The organism is Bradyrhizobium sp. P3_C3 (assembly GCF_056402655.1).
In genome coordinates, this window is the sequence record NZ_JBFUGY010000042.1 from 45,185 (window position 1) to 62,010 (window position 16,826).

A 16,826-nucleotide genomic window follows, 5' to 3' on the forward strand; every position below is an offset into this window, starting at 1 on the left:
TCCTTCTCTTATTCCGCCGCAACGCCAGAGGACGTCGCTGCAGCCTGCGCCAACTGCCGCAGGGCAAATCGCTTCAACTTGCCGGTCTCGGTCTTCGGCAGTTGCGCCACGAACTCGATCGCGCGCGGATATTTGTAAGGCGCAATCTCACGTTTGACATGCTCCTGCAACTCCGCTGCGAGTTGAGCGTCCGGCGTCACGCCGGGGGCGGCGATGACATAGGCCTTCACGATCATGCCACGCGCCTCGTCCGGCGCACCGACGACGCCGCACTCGGCTACGGATGGATGCGTCAGCAGCGCTGCCTCCACATCCGTGCCCGCGATGTTGTACCCGGCTGACACGATCATGTCGTCGGAGCGCGACTGGTACCAGAAGTAGCCGTCGCTATCCATCAGATAGGTATCGCCGGTGATGTTCCAGCCGTTCTGGACGTATTTGCGCTGCCGCTCGTCGGCGAGATAGCGGCAGCCGGTCGGACCGCGCACCGCGAGCCGCCCTATCGTGCCCGGCGGCAGGTCATTGCCGTCGTCATCGACGATTTTTGCTTCGTAACCCGGCACGGGTTTGCCGGTTGCGCCGGGACGGATCTCGTCCTCGGTCGCGCTGATGAAGATGTGCAGCAGCTCGGTCGAACCGATGCCGTCCATCAGCTTGATGCCGGTGGCCTTGAGCCAGGCATCGAATGTCGGCTTGGGGAGGGTCTCGCCGGCAGAGACGCACTTTCGCAGCGAGGAAATGTCGCGACCTGCGAGCTTGCCGATCATGGCGCGATAGGCGGTTGGCGCGGTGAAGCAGACCGAGGTCTTGTATTGCTCGATCGCCGTCAGCATGTCGTCCGGCGTCGTCTTCTCCAGCACGACGAAGGAAGCGCCGATATGCATCGGAAACAACACGCCGCCGAAGCCGAAGGTAAAGGCGAGCGGCGCTGAACCGACGAAGCGATCCTTCTGCTCCGCCCTCAAGATGTTGTGCGCATAACCGTCGCAGACCGCCAGCATATCCCGATGGAAATGCATGGTGCCCTTGGGATCGCCCGTCGTGCCCGACGTGAAGGCGATCAGGCAGATGTCATCGGCGGCGGTATCGACCGCCTTGAACTCCGGGCTCGCATCAGCAATCAGCGCCTCGAGCGAGTCCGACGCGCCGTTGCCCCAATAGACCACGTGCTTGAGGCCGGGCGCCGCCGCTTTCGCCTTCTCCATCTCCTCCGAGAGTTTTCCATCGCAGAGCGCGAGTGCAATCTCCGCCTTCTGGATCGGATAAGATAGTTCCTTGGCGCGCAGCAGAGGCATGGTCGCCACGACGATGCCGCCAGCCTTGATCACCGCGAGATAGGTCGCAACCATCATCGGATTGTTGGCGGAGCGCAGCAGCACGCGTCCGCCGGTTACGAGACCTTGCTTGCGAACCAGCACGTTGGCGATGCGGTTCACGAGCGCTTGCAGCTCGCGATAGGTGTAGCTGACGGCCGGACTGATGACGCACGGCGCGTCGCCGTGGCCCTGCTCGACCCAGCGGTCGAGAAAATAGCTGACGCAGTTCAATCGCGGCGGGTAGTGCAGCTCCGGCCGCGTGAAGATGAATTCAGGCCAGAACTCTCGCGGCGGCAGATGCTGCCGTGCGAATGTATCGACGTGGGCTGTCGCGGCGTTGCCGTCATACGAGCCCGACTCTTGAGCCTTAGCGGCGTTGGCCATCGCACGCTCCTTTCAGCATGGAAAGCACCCGGCAGCATCACCTGGGAAACATTTTAGGCTTAAAACAATTCGGCGCAATAGCGGATTTTGGGCATCCCATGCATTTTCCTGCGGCAAGGTGGTGGGACTGGCGGGGTGCCCCGCTGGCGGACTACGGCCGGCGGCGAGCGGCCGATTTCTGCGCCGACGCCTTTGTCTTGGCCAGGAGCCGCATCAATTCGCGGACGTCCTTCGGGGTCAGGTCGGCGAAGAGATCGGCGATCCAGGTCTCGTGCTCCGCAGCCATCCTGCGAAACTCGGCGCGACCCAGCTTTGTGAGGCGGATCACCTGGACGCGGCGGTCCGTCTCCGAGGTGCGCCGGTCGAGATGGCCCGATTCCACCAGCCGTTCGACGAGGCCGGTGACGTTGCCGTTGGACACCATCATGCGCTTGGAGACGTCGGACAGCGTCATGCCGTCGGGCGCCTTGTCGAGCTGCGCCATCAGGTCAAACCGGGGCAGCGTGACGTCGAAGCGCTGTCGCAGGCGGCCACGGACTTCGCCTTCGATCAGGGTGGTGCAGGTGAGCAGACGCAGCCACAGCCGAAGCTCTTCGGCGTGGTCCTCCGGCGTCTCGACGGCCTTGGTCTCGGAATCGAGCATCTCGATGCAGTCACTCATGGCCGGCCTGGCGCCAGCACGGATTCCCCAACGTTTTGAGCTTCAAATAAATCGGCCCCGGCCGCAAGCCTAAAGCTGCAACAATCGACCACACTCGAATTTCTTTAGGCTTCAAATAATTGGCGCGCCACTTGCATGCGCACTGCCCGCAGGATGGCCACGCCTTGAGCTTGCTTGCCGCGGCCGCCATCATCTGCATAAGCTTGAATTGGAGTACGCGGCTTGCTGCGCAAGCCCGATCGTCACGGGGGACACATCATGAAGACGCAAACGACCTTGGCCGCCGCCGCCCTGCTGCTCGGCACCGCGGTGAGCCCTTCCTTCGCCCAGGAGAAGATCAAGCTGGGCGTGATCGTGACCCTGTCGGGCCCCGCCGCCGCGCTTGGCCAGCAGGTCCGCGACGGCTTTGCGCTCGCCGTGAAAGATCTCGGCGGCAAGATGGGGGGCCGAGATGTCGAGGTGATCGTCGCCGATGACGAGTTGAAGCCCGACGCAGCGGTCACGAAGGTCAAGGGCCTTCTGGAGCGCGACAAGGTCGACTTCGTGGTGGGCCCGATCTTCTCCAACATCCTCCAGGCGATCCACCGCCCCATCACGGAGTCCAAGACGTTCCTGATCAGCCCCAACGCCGGCCCATCGACTTTCGCCGRCAAAGACTGCAACCCCTTCTTCTATGTGACGTCGTATCAGAACGACCAGGTCCACGAGATCCTCGGTAAGGTCGCGCAGGATCGCGGTTACAAGCGCATGTATCTGATGGTGCCGAACTATCAGGCCGGCAAGGATTCAGTGGCGGGCTTCAAGCTCGACTACAAGGGCGAGATCGTCGAAGAATCCTACATGCCGCTGAACACGCTGGACTTCCAGCCGGAACTTTCCAAGATCTCGTCGCAGAAGCCCGATGCGCTGTTCACGTTCATGCCGGGCGGCCTCGGCGTCAATCTCGTCAAGCAATATCGGCAGGCTGGCCTTGCCGACAGCATTCCGGTGCTCTCGGCTTTCACGGTGGATGAATCGACCTTGCCGGCGCAGCAGGATGCGGCCGTCGGCATGTTTGGCGGCGCGAACTGGGCGCCCAATCTCGACAACCCCCAGAACAAGAAGTTCGTCGCGGCCTATGAAGCCGCCTACAACGTCGTGCCCGGCACCTACGCTTTCCAGGCCTATGACGCCGCGATGCTGATCGACAGCGCGGTCAAGGCCGTGAAAGGCGATCTCTCGAACAAGGATGCGGTTGGAGCTGCGCTGAAGAAGGCCGACTTCACCTCTCTGCGCGGCGCCTTCAAGTTCAACACCAACGGCTATCCGATCCAGGATTTCTATCTGACCAAGGTCGCCAAGCGTGCGGACGGCAAGTTCCAGACCGAGATCGTTCAGAAAGTCTTTGAGAACTATGGCGACCGCTATGCCAAGGACTGCAAGGCGGCAAACTAAGCCGCACCGCATTACGGGAGGACTGCAATGAAAAGCGAAATCACCGGCATCACACGGGCCAATGAAGGGATCCAGGGCATTTCCTGGAACATCCTCGGCCAGACCTACGTGCCGAAGAGCAATACCGAGCACAGCTTCTCCTGGCACGCGACATTGCCGCCGGGCACATTCGTGCCGCCGCACATCCATCCCGACCAGGATGAGTATCTCTACATGCTCGAGGGCAAGCTCGACTTCATGCTCGGCAATTCGGAGTCGCAGGCGACCGCGGGCGATCTGATCCGCCTCGGCATGGGTGTGCCGCACGGCATCTTCAACAAGTCGGAGCAGACCGCAAAGGTGCTGTTCTGGGTGTCGCCGACCCGCAAGCTGTTCGACCTGTTCTGGGGCCTTCACAATATGAAGGAACAGAAGCCCGAGGACGTGGTGGCGATGGCCGCCGAGTTCAACATCCACTTCCTGCCGCCGCCGCCCGGCGGCTAGCAGCGAGTCCTAAGCGCGCACCGCCGCCAGACCCGGCACTGCGGCGAAGCCGGCCTTGGTGGCGTAGCCGCGGACGATCGCCTCGCGCTGGGAATAGCTCAGCACGTTATCGACGTTGTCGAAGCCATCGGGCGCAAGCTGCTCGACTGCGTCGATGACGCCCTCGGGACCGCCGCGCCGGTTGGATCGGACGATGTCAGCGGTCATCGGCAGACGCTTCTTCTCATATTCAAGCAAAGCCTGGCGCGGATGCTCGGCGCGCACCAGCGCATCGGCAAGGCAGCGCGCGTCGAGGATCGCCTGAGATGCGCCGTTGGAGCCGACCGGATACATCGGATGCGCGGCGTCACCGAGCAGCGTAACGCGCCCGGACGACCAGCAAGGCAAGGGATCGCGGTCGCAGGTCGGATATTCGTAGAATTCCGGCGTTGCCGAGATCAGGCTCTTGACGTCGATATAAGGCACCGAGAAGCGCGCGACATGCGGCATCAACTCCTCGCGCCGGCCGGGCCGCGACCAGTCTTCCTTCCGGGGCGGCGGGGCATTACCTTCGCCGACCTTCACCAGCACCGCCCAGTTGGTGAGACGGCTCGCCGGGCTCGATCCCTCTGCGATCGGATAGATCACCACCTTGGCGTTGAGGCCGCCGGCCACGATCATCGACTTGCCGGTGAGGAACAGCGGCCAATCGCGCGCACCGCGCCATAGCATCAGGCCGTTCCAGCACGGCGGTCCCTCGTTCGGGAACAGCGTGTCGCGAATGCGTGAATGGATGCCGTCAGCGCCGATCAGGATATCGCCGCGCGCAGTATGGATGTGCGCGCCCGAGCGGTCGAAGAAATAAGCGGTGACGCCGCCCTCGTCCTGCGTGAAGGCGCCGAGGCGGCAGCCGGTGTGAATTGCCTCCGGTCCGAGCCGCTCCTCGACGGCGCGATGGATGACGCCCTGAAGGCGGCCGCGGTGAATCGAGAATTGCGGCACGTCATGGCCGGCGTCGATGCCGCGGGCTTCACGCCAGACCTCCTGGCCGTGGCGATTGAGGTAATAGAGCTGGTCGGTGCGGATCGCGACGTCGTCGAGCTGCTGGAGGAGACCGAGGCCGGCAAGCTCCCGCATCGCATGCGGCAGCGTGTTGATGCCGACGCCGAGTTCGCGGATGGTGTCGGCCTGCTCGAAAATCTCGCATCCGATGCCGCGCGAGCGCAGCATCAATGCCGTGGTGAGACCACCGATACCGCCACCGACGATAATCGCCTTCATCGCCCTTACTCCACTCGAAAATACGCCAGGCAATGGGGTTAAAGTCGCACGGGCGGTCACTCCGCCGCAAGCGGCTTTGTCGCCTCCGCCTTGAGCTCGGCCCGGGTCTTGGGCTTAGCCTTAATTCTCAGCTTCTCGAGATCCCGCCGGTCGCGCACGTCGTTGCAGAAAATCTGATCTGTTCCGGGCAAGTACTGCGGCGCAAATCCCCATTGCTGGCTTCCCGCAGCAAGTCCGGGGCTCAGTCGCCCCTGAAGACCGGCTTGACCTTGTTGGCGAACGCTTCAAAGGCGCGCTCGAAATCCGCTGTGGTCATGCACAAGGCCTGGGCAACGGCTTCCGCTTCGATCGCCTCTTCAATCGACATCGCCCATTCCATCGCCAGCATCCGCTTGGTCATGGTGTTGCCGAAGGTCGGGCCTTCCGCGACCTGCTTGGCCAGCAACTGCGCCTGGGGCAGCACCTGCTCGGGCGTGACGATGCGGCTGAAAAAGCCCCAGCGCTCGCCCTCCTCCGCCGTCATGAACCGGCCGGTGTAGAGCAGCTCGGAGGCGCGGGACTGTCCAATGATCCGCGGCAGGATCGCGCAGGCGCCCATGTCGCAGCCGCCAAGGCCGACCTTGTTGAAGAGGAACGCGACCTTCGCGCCGCTCGCCGCGAGCCGCATATCCGATGCCATCGCGATGATCGCGCCGGCGCCGGCGCAGATGCCTTCGACCGCGGCCACAATGGGTTGAGGGCAGGCCCGCATCGCTTTGACGAGGTCGCCGGTCATCCGCGTGAAGGCGGTCAGCCCCTTGGTGTCCATCTTCACGAGCGGGCCGATGATCTCGAACACATCGCCGCCGGACGAGAAGTTACCGCCGGCGCCGGTGACGATGATGGCCTTGACTGCATCATCGAAAGCGCAGGCGCGGAAGAAATCCGTCAGTTCCCGATAGCTCTCGAAGGTCAGTGGATTCTTCCGCTCGGGACGGTTGAGCGTCACCGTGGCAACGCTGTCGACCACCGCCAGCAGGAAGTGCTGCGGCGAATAATCCGCGAGCGGCACGGTCACAGGATTGGCTGGTCTGCTCATGCGATCTCCTAACTATGTTTGTTCCGCGCTACTAGATTTCGCCGCCTGCGACTGCAATCGCCTGCCCGGTGATCGCACCGGCGCCTTCGCCGCACAACCAAAGCACTGCGTCAGCCACCTCTTGAGGCGTGATCAGCCGTCCCTGCGGATTGTGCTTCGCGAGCTCGGCGATCGCCTGCTCGCGGCTCCTGCCGGTCTTCCTCATGATGTTTTCAATGCTGCCGGCGACCAGATCGGTGTCGGTGAAGCCCGGACACACCGCATTCACAGTCACATTGCTTCCGGCCGTCTCGAGGGCAAGAGAGCGCACGAGACCGACGACGGCGTGCTTCGCCGCCGTATACGCGCTGACATAGGCGTAGCCCTTGAGCCCCGCCGTCGAGGCAATCGCGACGATGCGGCCATAGGGACGATCCTTCATGCCCGGCAGAACGCCCTGGATGGCATGGACAACGCCCATGAAATTGACGTCCATCATGCGCGCAAACAGGGCAGCGTCCGATTTCGCGAACGGCGCGGATTCTGCACTTCCCGCGTTGGCGATCAGGATGTCGATCGGCTTTCGCGCGCTCGCTTCAGCGATAGCGGCTTTCAGTGATAATTCGTTCGAGACGTCGGCGACCGCAGCAAAATGCGCGGCACCTGCGCTGACCGCCTCTTCTAGAACAGCCGCGTTCCGGCCGAGCACCGTCACGGTTGCACCTACCCCGACAAGAGAGGCTGCGATGGCGCGGCCAATGCCGCGACCGCCACCGGTCACGAGCGCGTGCGGCGAGTGCGGCAATCCGGACATGCGCTGGCTCCTTGGCTCTGCTGATCGTTCCTCGATATATTTTAACCTTCAAGTTTTTGCAACGAAGCTGCCGCAGCGCCGCGAACGCCTTCGCGCGAGAGACCGGCCCGAAAATTGCTTTAAGTATAAAATTATCGCTTCCCATCCCCCACAGGCCTGTTAGCATCGCCCGGCCGAGCAAAAGGATGTCGCGTGTCGCAGCCTGCGCCAATGATAACAAAAGACGGCCGCTTCGCCTATGAAGCCGCGGGCGATCTGGACGCGACGCCCCTGATCTTCCTGCATGGCATTGGCGGCGCGGCACGGGCCTGGCGGCAGCAGCTTGCCAGATTCAGCAACCAGTTCCGCGCGATTGCGTGGGACATGCCGGGCTACGGCGGATCGGCGCCACTCGCCACCGTCAGCATCACGGCCCTTGCCGATGTGCTCCAGCAATTCATTGAGCAGCTTGGTGCAAGCAAGCCAATTCTGGTCGGCCATTCGATCGGTGGCATGATCGTGCAGAAATGGCTGGCGCAATTTCCGAAGCTGGCCCGCGCGGTCGTCCTCGCGCAGACCAGCCCGGCCTTCGGCAAGGCCGATGGCGATTGGCAAAAATCGTTCATCGCGGCGCGGCTTGGGCCGCTCGATCGCGGTGAGACCATGAAGTCGCTGGCTCCCTCCCTGGTGAAGGAGCTTGTCGGCGACGATCCCGATCCGAAGGGAATGGAGCTTGCGCGCGAGTGCATGGCAAGCGTGCCCGAGGCGAGCTATCGCGCCATGATGCTGGCTTTGATGGGCTTCGATCAGCGCAGCACACTCAAGGACATTTCCGTCCCGACGCTGTTGTTGTCCGGCTCCAAGGACAATAATGCGCCTGCCCCCATGATGGCAAAGACGGCAACATTCATTCCCTCTGCCGAATATGTCGAGCTGGCTGGGGTCGGCCATCTCGCCAATCTTGAACGCCCTGACGCGTTCGACGAAGCCCTCGGCCGGTTCCTGAATTCCGTCGCAACCAAAACGTAAGGTGGCTGCGCAATGACCATGCAAGTCAGCAAGAACATCGGCGTAACCGACAAGGTCGCACTGGATACGCCGATCTTCGATCCCGTCGCATTCCGCCTGAACGACGAGCAGGCCGGCATCATCGCGCGCGCCCGCGAGATCGGCCAAAGCGTGTTCGCTGGTCGCGCGGCGACTTACGATCGCGAGGCGATTTTCCCGACTGAGAACTATCGCGACCTGCATCGCGTCGGCCTGCTCGGCATCGCGGTACCCAAGAAGCATGGCGGGCTCGGCGCGAACTATCAAACCTACGCACTGGCGGCAGCGGAAATCGGCCGCTATTGCGGCGCGACCGCCCTCACCTGGAACATGCACGTCTGCTCGACCCTGTGGTCCGGTCCGCTCGCCGACGATCTCGACATGGACGCGGAGACCCGCGCCGAGCACGAGCGGCGGCGCGCGGTGCATTACAAGCGTATCGTCGAGGATGGCGCGATCTACTCGCAGCCCTTTTCCGAGGGTGGAGCGGCCGCGGCCGGCGGCGTCGCGTTCGGCACGGAAGCAAAGCCCGTGAAGGGCGGTTGGATCGTCAACGGCAGGAAGATCTTTGCATCGCTGTCCGGTCATGCCGACTATTACGGCGTGCTCTGCACCGAGATCGAGGAGGGCGAAAAAGCCTCGCGCCGCAACACCCTTTACCTCGCGATCTCCGCGAAATCGGACGGTGTCTCGGTGGTCGGCGACTGGGATCCACTCGGCATGCGCGGCACAGTCTCTCGCACGCTGCTGTTCAAGGATGTGTTCGTCCCTGAGGATTCCGCGCTGATGCCGCGCGGCGTCTATTTCCAGGCGGCGATGCGCTGGCCTCATATGTTCCTGACGCTGTCGCCGACCTATATGGGCCTGGCGCAAGCCGCCTATGATTTCACCGTGCGCTATCTTCGCGGCGAGGTACCGGGCATGCCGCCGGTCAAGCGCCGGATGTACCCGACCAAACAGATCGCGGTCGCGCAGATGCAGATCAAGCTCGAGCAGATCAAGGCGATCTGGTTCCAGGCCGTCACCGAGGCCCGCGCCAATCCAAGCAAGGAGCAGGTGCTGCGCGCCTATGCCGCGCAATATTCGGTGATGGAGGGCGCCAATGAGCTCGCCGCGCTCGCGATCCGCACCTGCGGCGGTCAGGCCATGCTCCGCTCGCTGCCGCTGGAGCGCATCTATCGCGACAGCCGCTGCGGCTCGCTGATGCTGCCCTGGACCGCCGAGCTCTGCCTCGACCGGATCGGGCGCGAGGCGCTGTACGAGGCCGGTGAAACGGACGACTGACGGTGGACCTCTGTAGTCTGATCGATCGCAACGCGGCGTTCGCGCCAGACAAGACGGCGATCGCCTTCGAAGGTGAGCGGCTGAGCTACGGCGCACTCGCCGCGCGCATCGAACGGACCGCCACGGCGTTGAAGCAGGAGTTCGGCGTCGGCCGAGGCGACCGCGTCGCAATCCTGAGCCTGAACCGACCGGACTATCTGGTTCTGCTCTACGCATGCGCGCGACTTGGTGCGATTCTGGTGCCGCTGAACTGGCGGCTGGCGGTTGCCGAGCAGCGCTTTATTCTCACCGATGCGGGCGCAAAGGTCCTGGTATTCGAGCAGGCATTTGCGGGAGTTCTCCCGGAGCTTGCGCCGKGGACGGCCGTCATCGGACTCGACTTCACGCCACCTCGTGGCGCGATATTCGAGGCGTTGCTGGCTCGCAGCGAAGGCAGCGGCCGCAATCCGCACACTGATCTCTCCTGCCCGCTTCTGATCGTCTACACGTCAGGAACGACGGGACGGCCGAAGGGCGCAGTTCTGCGGCAAGAAGCCTTGTTCTGGAACGGCGTCATGAGCCAGCACATGCACAACATGACGTCGGATGATCACGTGCTGACGGTGCTGCCGTTCTTCCATGTCGGCGGCCTCAACATCCAGACCACGCCGGCGCTGCAGCTTGGTGCGACCGTCACGATCCACGCCCGCTTCACGCCGGATACCGCGCTCGCGGCCATTGAACGGGAAAGACCGACCCTGACGGTGATGGTGCCTGCAATCCTCCAGGCCGTGAGCGAGCATCCCGCCTGGACAACGACCGATCTCTCGTCGCTCAAAGCCGTCTCGACCGGCTCGACCATCGTGCCACCGCACCTGATCGATCGCTTCGTGGCGCGCGATGTTCCGGTGCTTCAGGTTTATGGATCGACGGAAACCTGCCCCATCGCAGTCTACACCCGGCTTGGCGGCGATCTTTCGCGCGCGGGATCGACCGGACTTGCCGGCCTGTGCTGCGAAGCGAAGGTGATCGATCAGGCCGGCAATGAGGTCCCTGCGGGTACGCCGGGCGAAATCGCCGTGCGCGGGCCCAACGTGTTCTTCGAATATTGGGGCAATGCGGATGCCACGCACGATGCGCTGCACGACGGTTGGTATCGCACCGGCGATATCGGCCTGTGCGATGCCGACGGGTATTTCTGGGTCCGCGACCGCAAGAAGAATGTGATCATTTCCGGCGGCGAGAACGTCTATCCGGCCGAGGTCGAGCGCGTCCTGCTCGAACATCCCGATGTCAGCGAATGCGCCGTGATCGGCCGGCCGGACCCGCGCTGGGACGAGGTACCGGTCGCCTATGTCATCGGGCGGTCCGGCTCCCGGCTCGAAGTGGACGAGCTGAGAGCGCATCTTCAGACGCAGCTCGCCCGTTACAAGGTTCCGCGCGACATCGTCTTCGTCGACGACCTGCCGCGCACGGCACTGGGCAAGGTCCAGCATTTCCTGCTGAAGCAGCTTGATGCGCAGTCGCGCGCGCAAGGAGAAGCATCTTGAAGATTGCAGTTCTGGGTGGGGGAAACGGCTCTTTCGCGGCCGCGGGCGATTTTGCGCTGTCGGGACATGAGGTCCGGCTCTGGCGCCGCGACACCGATCAGGTGACGGCGCATCGCGCGGCCGGCTCGCGCATCCTGGTGAAGGATCATAATGGCCGGCACGATGTGAAGCTCGCGCTGGTGACGACGGACATCGCCGAAGCAATTGATGGCACCGAGCTGATTCTGTGCCCCGCCCCTGCCTTCGCGCAGCCGGACATTGCTCGTTTGCTCGCTCCGCATTTGCGGGACGGCCAGGTCGTATTCCTGCCGCCCGCCACATTCGGCTCGATGATCTTCGCCCAAGCCGCGCGGGATGCCGGAAACCACGCCAAGGCAAGCTTTGCCGAGACCGGCACGCTGCCTTGGCTGACCCGCAAGCACGGGCCGTTCGAGGTCGCAATCACCATCCGTGCCAAGCGGCTGCCGGTCGGCGTGTTTCCGCTCGATCAGGCCGCGCATGCACTCGAAGTGATCGGACGCGCTTTCCCTGATGCGATCGAACCCTGCGGCGATGCGCTCTCCGGCGCGCTGATGAATGCTGGGCCCATTATTCACCCGCCGCTGATCGTGATGAACGCGGGCGCGATCGAGCATTTCGAACGATGGGACATCCACAAGGAAGGAACGCAGGCCGCGATCCGCCGGGTGACCGACGCGTTCGACGCAGAACGGATCGCGGTGCGCGAAGCGCTTGGCTATGGCGCACCGCATTTTCCGCTGGCCCACCACTACGCCAAAGAAGGCGAGATCTGGATGTATGGCCGTGGCTCGCACGACCGGCTGACCGATTCCGGCGACTGGCGTGAGCGGATCATGCTGACCGAGCACCGCTATATGCGTGAGGATCTGCGGCTTGGGCTGTCGCTGCTGGTCTCAGTCGCTGCCCTGGCGGGCACGCCCACGCCGTTGGCCAAGGCCTTTCTGGCCATCGGCGGCGCGATTTGCGGCGAGGATTTTGCACAGGGCGGCCGAACGCTCGAGACGCTGGGGCTTGGTAATCTTGGCAAGGCCGAGCTCCAGGCGCTTCTTCGCAGGGGATTTTGACCGATGACCAGCCGCGCCAACATTGCCTGCCTCGGGGCCGGCCGCATGGGGCGCGGCATCGCCGTCGCGTTCGCCTACGCAGGGCATACGGTCACGATGATCGATATCAAGGGCCGTTCCGCGGAAGATTTCGCCAGGCTGGAGGCGGACGCGCTCGACGAAGTCAGGAAGACCTTTGCCAGCCTGTCGAAGCTGGGACTGCTGAGCGAGGCAGATGTCGATCCGCTTATCGCACGGGTCTCGGTGGTACCAGCCAGCCGAAGCGGCACAGCGCTGTCCGGCGCCGGAATGGTTTTCGAGGGCGTTCCTGAGGTCGTCGAGCTCAAGCGCGAGGTGCTGGGGGCGGCTTCAAAACAAGTCGGCCCGGATACGATCATCGCTTCGACCACGTCGACCATCCTCGTCGACGATCTCTCCGGTGCGATCGTGAACCCTCGCCGCTTCCTCAATGTGCACTGGCTCAATCCGGCCTATCTGATCCCGCTGGTCGAGGTTTCACCCGGCAAAGCCACCGATCCCGCCATCATCGATGAGGTCAAGGCGCTGCTCGAAGCCATCGGAAAGGTCCCCGTGGTCTGCGCGGCGACGCCCGGCTTCATCGTCCCGCGCATTCAGGCGCTTGCGATGAACGAGGCCGCACGCATGGTCGAGGAAGGCGTCGCCAGCGCCGAGGAGATCGACAAAGCGATCCGTTACGGCTTTGGCTTCCGCTATGCCGTGCTCGGACTGCTCGAGTTCATCGACTGGGGCGGCGGCGATATCTTGTACTACGCGAGCCGGTATCTCGAGGGCGCGCTCGGCAGCGACCGCTATCGCGCGCCGGACGTCATTGCCCGCAATATGCAAGAAGGCCGCATCGGCTTGCGAACGGGTGCCGGCTTCCTCGATTATTCAAGCATGGACGTCGACGCCTATCGCGTGAAGCGGCTTCAGGCCATGGTCGACCTGCTCCGGCATTTCGGCCTCGCGCGCCCGCCGGTCCTCGACCGCAGCTAGCCGAAGACGTCCTGCAGCACGCCTTCGCGAACGACCGCGACGCCGTCGAGTTCGATCGTCGTTCCCATCATCGGCAAATCAAAGTGGCCCGCCGTGTAGCGGCCGGCAAATTCGTTCGCGCCGGTCGAGAACAGGAAATTGCCGGAGACGGCACGAATTTCAGTGCCATTGGTGTCGCGCTGGTCATACATCGAGAGGGCTTCGTAGCGGGCTCCCGGATTCATGCCGAACCCGACATGCGAGACCGCATAGGCCTCGCGATCGCCCCACGCCGCGAGATAGGCGCGCATCATCGCCGCATCCGTGCCCTCGCCCTCCAGCTCGACGACATAATCGTCCTTCAGCGTCATTTTCACCGGGGACGCCAGGTAGCGCTTGAAGGTCAGATTGATGTCACCGGGCGCCATCACCAAGGTCCCGTTGATCGTTCCGCTCTTGGGAAAGCTGACCACAATGCCACCGGGCCAGTGCGCCAACGTGCCGGGCTTGTCGGTCCAGCCCCACACGCCGACCGTGGACGCACCGACCATGTCAACGTCGAGCGCCGTGCCGGCTTTCGATGTCACGCGCATCCGCTTCGTCCCACGCAACAACTTCGCCGCCGCGCGAACGCGCTTCTCGAGTGCGGGATCCGGCACCATCCGCTCCAGCGCTTCCGGGTGTTCGTTGGAGATCACCAGTATCCGCGCACCGGCCTTGAGGATCTCCGGCGTCTCCACCGCATGCATCAGGCCCTCGATGGTGCAATCCACCACAAAGCCGGCCTGCTGGAGTGCGGTGATGACCGGACCAAGCCGCTGGATTGCCTCGCTTGCCCCGGTCGAGCGAACCGGCACGATATTCCGGTTACGTGGCGTCGGCATCACCACATGAAACGGCCGCGCGCCCATCCGCAGCAGGGCGAGCTCCGCCAAATGAACGTTCAGCGCGCGCGATTGGGTTTCCGAGAGGATTGCCGCGGTGTCGCCGGCCTTGACGGCGCAGCGCTCAAAGATCTCGCAAAACGCGTCGATCCATTTTGCCTCGATGCGATCCGCCAGCATGGTTCACTCCCGGTCTTCTGGTTTCTTTGTTCAGTCAGATCACTCTTCGGGGAAGCCCCGCAAGAGATACGATCGCAGGGCACCCAGCAAGCCGTTCAGGATCAACCCCAGCAGCGAAATCGTGATCAGCGGTACGAACATGTCGACGGCCTGAAAAGTTCGGGCCGCCGTCACCAGCACGTGCCCCAACCCGTCCGTCGACGTGATCATCTCGGCCAGAAACACCACGATGCAGGAAATGACAAGGCCGATCCGGCAGCCCGTCAGGATCGACGGCATCGCCGCCGGCAAGACCACCTTGAACAAGATTTCATAGCGCGGCGTTCCCGCTGCCATCGCCGACCAGATCAGCTTCTGCTCGACGGCTGACGCGCCGTAATAGGTGGACAGCAAAATGGGAAAAAGCGCATCCGCAGCCACCAGCGTAATCTTCGATCCGTGACCGAAGCCGAGCAGAAGCAGCAGCGCCGGATAGAGTGCGACTTTAGGCAACGGCGCCAATACGCGCACGATTGGCCGAACCACGGCATTGATCGCTGGATTGGCGGCCGCGGCGATGCCGATACTTACACCGAGCACGACCGCAATCGTAAAGCCGGCAAACAGCCGGATCAGGGTCGCCGCGATCTCCTGCTGAAACGTCCACGTCACGAGTTGCTGGAGCAACCTGCTGAAGACGTATCCCGGCGGCGGCAGCAAGACCGCAGGCGCAAAGCCGAACGATACGAGGCCTTGCCAAACCGCGATCACCAGCACAATTGGCGTGAGCCCGAGAACGACGTTTGCTGAGGGAAGACGCGATGTCATGAGAAGCTCAGCGGCATGTCGAACTGAGGCTCGGACCAGCGCACCAGCCGTGCGCGGACCCGCTCGAAAATCGCATCGAGGCAAATTCCCATCGCCCCCACGATGATGATCATCGCGAAGACGGTGTCGTATTGGCCCATGTCCAGCGCATTGAACAGAATGTTGCCGGCGCCGGACTGGCGGGCGATCATCTCGCTGGTGATCATCGTGATCAGCGCCAGCACGAGACCGGTGCGACATCCGGTCAGGATCTCCGGCAGCGCCGCCGGCAGCACGATCCGCACCAGCCGTTGCAGCGGCGAAAGTCCCATCGCGGCGCCCGACCACAGCATCTTCTCTTCGACGGCTTGGGCTCCCTCAAAGCTGTGATAGATCACGGGGAGGCTGACGCCGAGGAAGATCACCAGCGTCTTCGTGATGTCGCCGACGCCCAGCCAAAGCATGATGATCGGCATCAGCGCCGCTTTCGGCACGGGATAGATCACCATTAGAAGCGGGTTGAAGAAGGCCGCGACGGCACGACTGCGCCCCATCAACAGACCCAGCGGGATCGAAACCAGCACGGCTACGCCGAACCCGATCGCCATGCGGCGAAGCGAGGCCAGGATGTTGATCAGCGACTCCTTGTCGCCAAGGATATCCGGGATTGCGCGGATCGCCTCGATCGCCGTCGGAAAGCTGTCATTCTTCAGTACGAGCGACGCGACCTGCCACACCGCCAGCAGCCCGATGCAAGCGAACACCGGGGCGGCACGTCTGGCGGCGGCAGCCAGCGATGTCATGACGGCGATCCGGTCTCGTCGACCTCGTCGAACATGCGCTCGATGTCGACGACGTATTTCTGGTAGCGCGGATCGAGCAACAGCTCGTTGCGGCGACGCGGCCGAGGCAGATCGATGTCGATCACCTGCCGAATGCGGCCGGGAGATTTCAACATCATCACGACTTTGTCCGACAGGAAGACGGCCTCGTCGACCGAATGGGTCACGAACAGCACCGTCTTGCGGTCACGCTCCCAGATGTTCAGGAGATCATTCTGGAGACGTGTACGGGTGTGCGCGTCGAGCGCGCCGAACGGCTCGTCCATCAGCAGAACTTCAGGGTGGTAAGCCAATGTCCGGGCCAGCGCGACGCGCTGCTTCATGCCACCCGAGAGCTCCTTGGGATAAAAGTTCTCATAGCCTTTGAGGCCGACCATCTCGATCAAGGCCTGGCTCTGTGCTCCGGCCTCGGTGGCAGGCACACCTTGCTGGCGCGGGCCATACATCACATTGCCCAACACGGTCTTCCAGGGAAACAGAGCGAACTCCTGAAACACTGGTCCGCGATCCGGACCCGGGCCCGTGATCGTCTGTCCCTTCATCCGCGCCACGCCGCTGGTCGGGCGGACGAAGCCGCCGACGATATAAAGAAGTGTCGACTTGCCGCAGCCGGACGGACCAAGGATGGAGACGAAGGCTCCTTCCTCGATCGTCAGCGAGATGTCCGATAGCGCCAAATGATCCTTGCGCGCCGAGGTCTGGAAAACCTGGGAGACGCGGTCGATCTCGATGATCGCAGAAGCCGGCCTTTGTGACGTCACCGGATTCACCCATTCGCTCGATCTCGAAGGCACTACCCTCATTCCGTCTCTCGCTTGACTCACGC

16 protein-coding genes are annotated in these 16,826 nt (G+C 63.2%); 7 read left to right on the forward strand and 9 right to left on the reverse strand.

What is annotated here, in order from left to right:
- Positions 1–8: 8 nt before the first annotated feature.
- Positions 9–1,700, reverse strand: a complete 1,692-nt coding sequence (locus AC1DW2_RS34665; protein WP_439035325.1) for a benzoate-CoA ligase family protein — start codon at positions 1,698–1,700, stop codon at positions 9–11.
- 151 nt (positions 1,701–1,851) lie between these two features.
- Complete coding sequence (locus AC1DW2_RS34670; protein WP_231142628.1) at positions 1,852–2,361, reverse strand: MarR family winged helix-turn-helix transcriptional regulator; 510 nt, start codon at positions 2,359–2,361, stop codon at positions 1,852–1,854.
- 258 nt (positions 2,362–2,619) lie between these two features.
- Between AC1DW2_RS34670 and AC1DW2_RS34675 the strand changes: the two genes are divergently transcribed.
- On the forward strand, positions 2,620–3,795 hold the full coding sequence (locus tag AC1DW2_RS34675; RefSeq protein ID WP_477008232.1) for an ABC transporter substrate-binding protein: 1,176 nt from the start codon (positions 2,620–2,622) through the stop codon (positions 3,793–3,795).
- 27 nt (positions 3,796–3,822) lie between these two features.
- A complete protein-coding gene (locus AC1DW2_RS34680; protein ID WP_007601580.1) occupies positions 3,823–4,278 on the forward strand; it encodes a cupin domain-containing protein in 456 nt (151 codons plus the stop codon).
- Positions 4,279–4,287: 9 nt separating this feature from the next.
- On the opposite strand, the gene AC1DW2_RS34685 is transcribed toward AC1DW2_RS34680, so the two are convergent.
- The 3 genes from AC1DW2_RS34685 to AC1DW2_RS34695 form a co-directional block, all read right to left on the reverse strand.
- Complete coding sequence (locus AC1DW2_RS34685; RefSeq protein ID WP_477008233.1) at positions 4,288–5,538, reverse strand: flavin-dependent oxidoreductase; 1,251 nt, start codon at positions 5,536–5,538, stop codon at positions 4,288–4,290.
- A 241-nt stretch (positions 5,539–5,779) separates the two neighbouring features.
- Positions 5,780–6,616, reverse strand: a complete 837-nt coding sequence (locus AC1DW2_RS34690; protein WP_014493756.1) for an enoyl-CoA hydratase family protein — start codon at positions 6,614–6,616, stop codon at positions 5,780–5,782.
- A gap of 31 nt (positions 6,617–6,647) precedes the next feature.
- Entirely contained in the window at positions 6,648–7,409 is a 762-nt protein-coding gene (locus AC1DW2_RS34695) for an SDR family NAD(P)-dependent oxidoreductase (RefSeq protein WP_085405773.1), read from the reverse strand.
- A gap of 210 nt (positions 7,410–7,619) precedes the next feature.
- Here AC1DW2_RS34695 and AC1DW2_RS34700 point away from each other — a divergent pair, with 210 nt between their 5' ends.
- The 5 genes from AC1DW2_RS34700 to AC1DW2_RS34720 are packed head-to-tail and all read left to right on the forward strand — an operon-like array spanning position 7,620 to position 13,329.
- Entirely contained in the window at positions 7,620–8,417 is a 798-nt protein-coding gene (locus AC1DW2_RS34700; RefSeq protein ID WP_439035329.1) for an alpha/beta fold hydrolase, read from the forward strand.
- A 12-nt stretch (positions 8,418–8,429) separates the two neighbouring features.
- A complete protein-coding gene (locus tag AC1DW2_RS34705; protein WP_085405771.1) occupies positions 8,430–9,719 on the forward strand; it encodes an acyl-CoA dehydrogenase family protein in 1,290 nt (429 codons plus the stop codon).
- 2 nt (positions 9,720–9,721) lie between these two features.
- On the forward strand, positions 9,722–11,248 hold the full coding sequence (locus AC1DW2_RS34710; RefSeq protein WP_477008234.1) for a class I adenylate-forming enzyme family protein: 1,527 nt from the start codon (positions 9,722–9,724) through the stop codon (positions 11,246–11,248).
- A complete protein-coding gene (locus AC1DW2_RS34715) occupies positions 11,245–12,333 on the forward strand; it encodes an NAD/NADP octopine/nopaline dehydrogenase family protein (protein WP_439036983.1) in 1,089 nt (362 codons plus the stop codon). Before AC1DW2_RS34710 ends, AC1DW2_RS34715 begins: the two co-directional genes overlap by 4 nt.
- A gap of 3 nt (positions 12,334–12,336) precedes the next feature.
- A complete protein-coding gene (locus AC1DW2_RS34720) occupies positions 12,337–13,329 on the forward strand; it encodes a 3-hydroxybutyryl-CoA dehydrogenase (RefSeq protein ID WP_439036984.1) in 993 nt (330 codons plus the stop codon).
- Here AC1DW2_RS34720 and AC1DW2_RS34725 read toward each other — a convergent pair.
- From AC1DW2_RS34725 to AC1DW2_RS34740, 4 genes are read right to left on the reverse strand one after another with little or no spacing between them, the layout of a single operon-like run.
- Positions 13,326–14,372: a 2,5-dihydroxypyridine 5,6-dioxygenase NicX family protein gene (locus AC1DW2_RS34725; RefSeq protein WP_028156630.1), complete on the reverse strand. Its 1,047-nt coding sequence runs from the start codon at positions 14,370–14,372 to the stop codon at positions 13,326–13,328. The genes AC1DW2_RS34720 and AC1DW2_RS34725 overlap by 4 nt on opposite strands.
- A gap of 39 nt (positions 14,373–14,411) precedes the next feature.
- Entirely contained in the window at positions 14,412–15,179 is a 768-nt protein-coding gene (locus AC1DW2_RS34730) for an ABC transporter permease (protein WP_439036985.1), read from the reverse strand.
- Positions 15,176–15,961: an ABC transporter permease gene (locus tag AC1DW2_RS34735; protein WP_439035334.1), complete on the reverse strand. Its 786-nt coding sequence runs from the start codon at positions 15,959–15,961 to the stop codon at positions 15,176–15,178. Before AC1DW2_RS34735 ends, AC1DW2_RS34730 begins: the two co-directional genes overlap by 4 nt.
- Positions 15,958–16,803, reverse strand: coding sequence for an ABC transporter ATP-binding protein (locus AC1DW2_RS34740; RefSeq protein ID WP_477008235.1), 846 nt, complete (start codon positions 16,801–16,803; stop codon positions 15,958–15,960). The genes AC1DW2_RS34735 and AC1DW2_RS34740 overlap by 4 nt, the downstream gene beginning before the upstream one ends.
- Between the last annotated feature and the right edge of the window lie 23 nt (positions 16,804–16,826).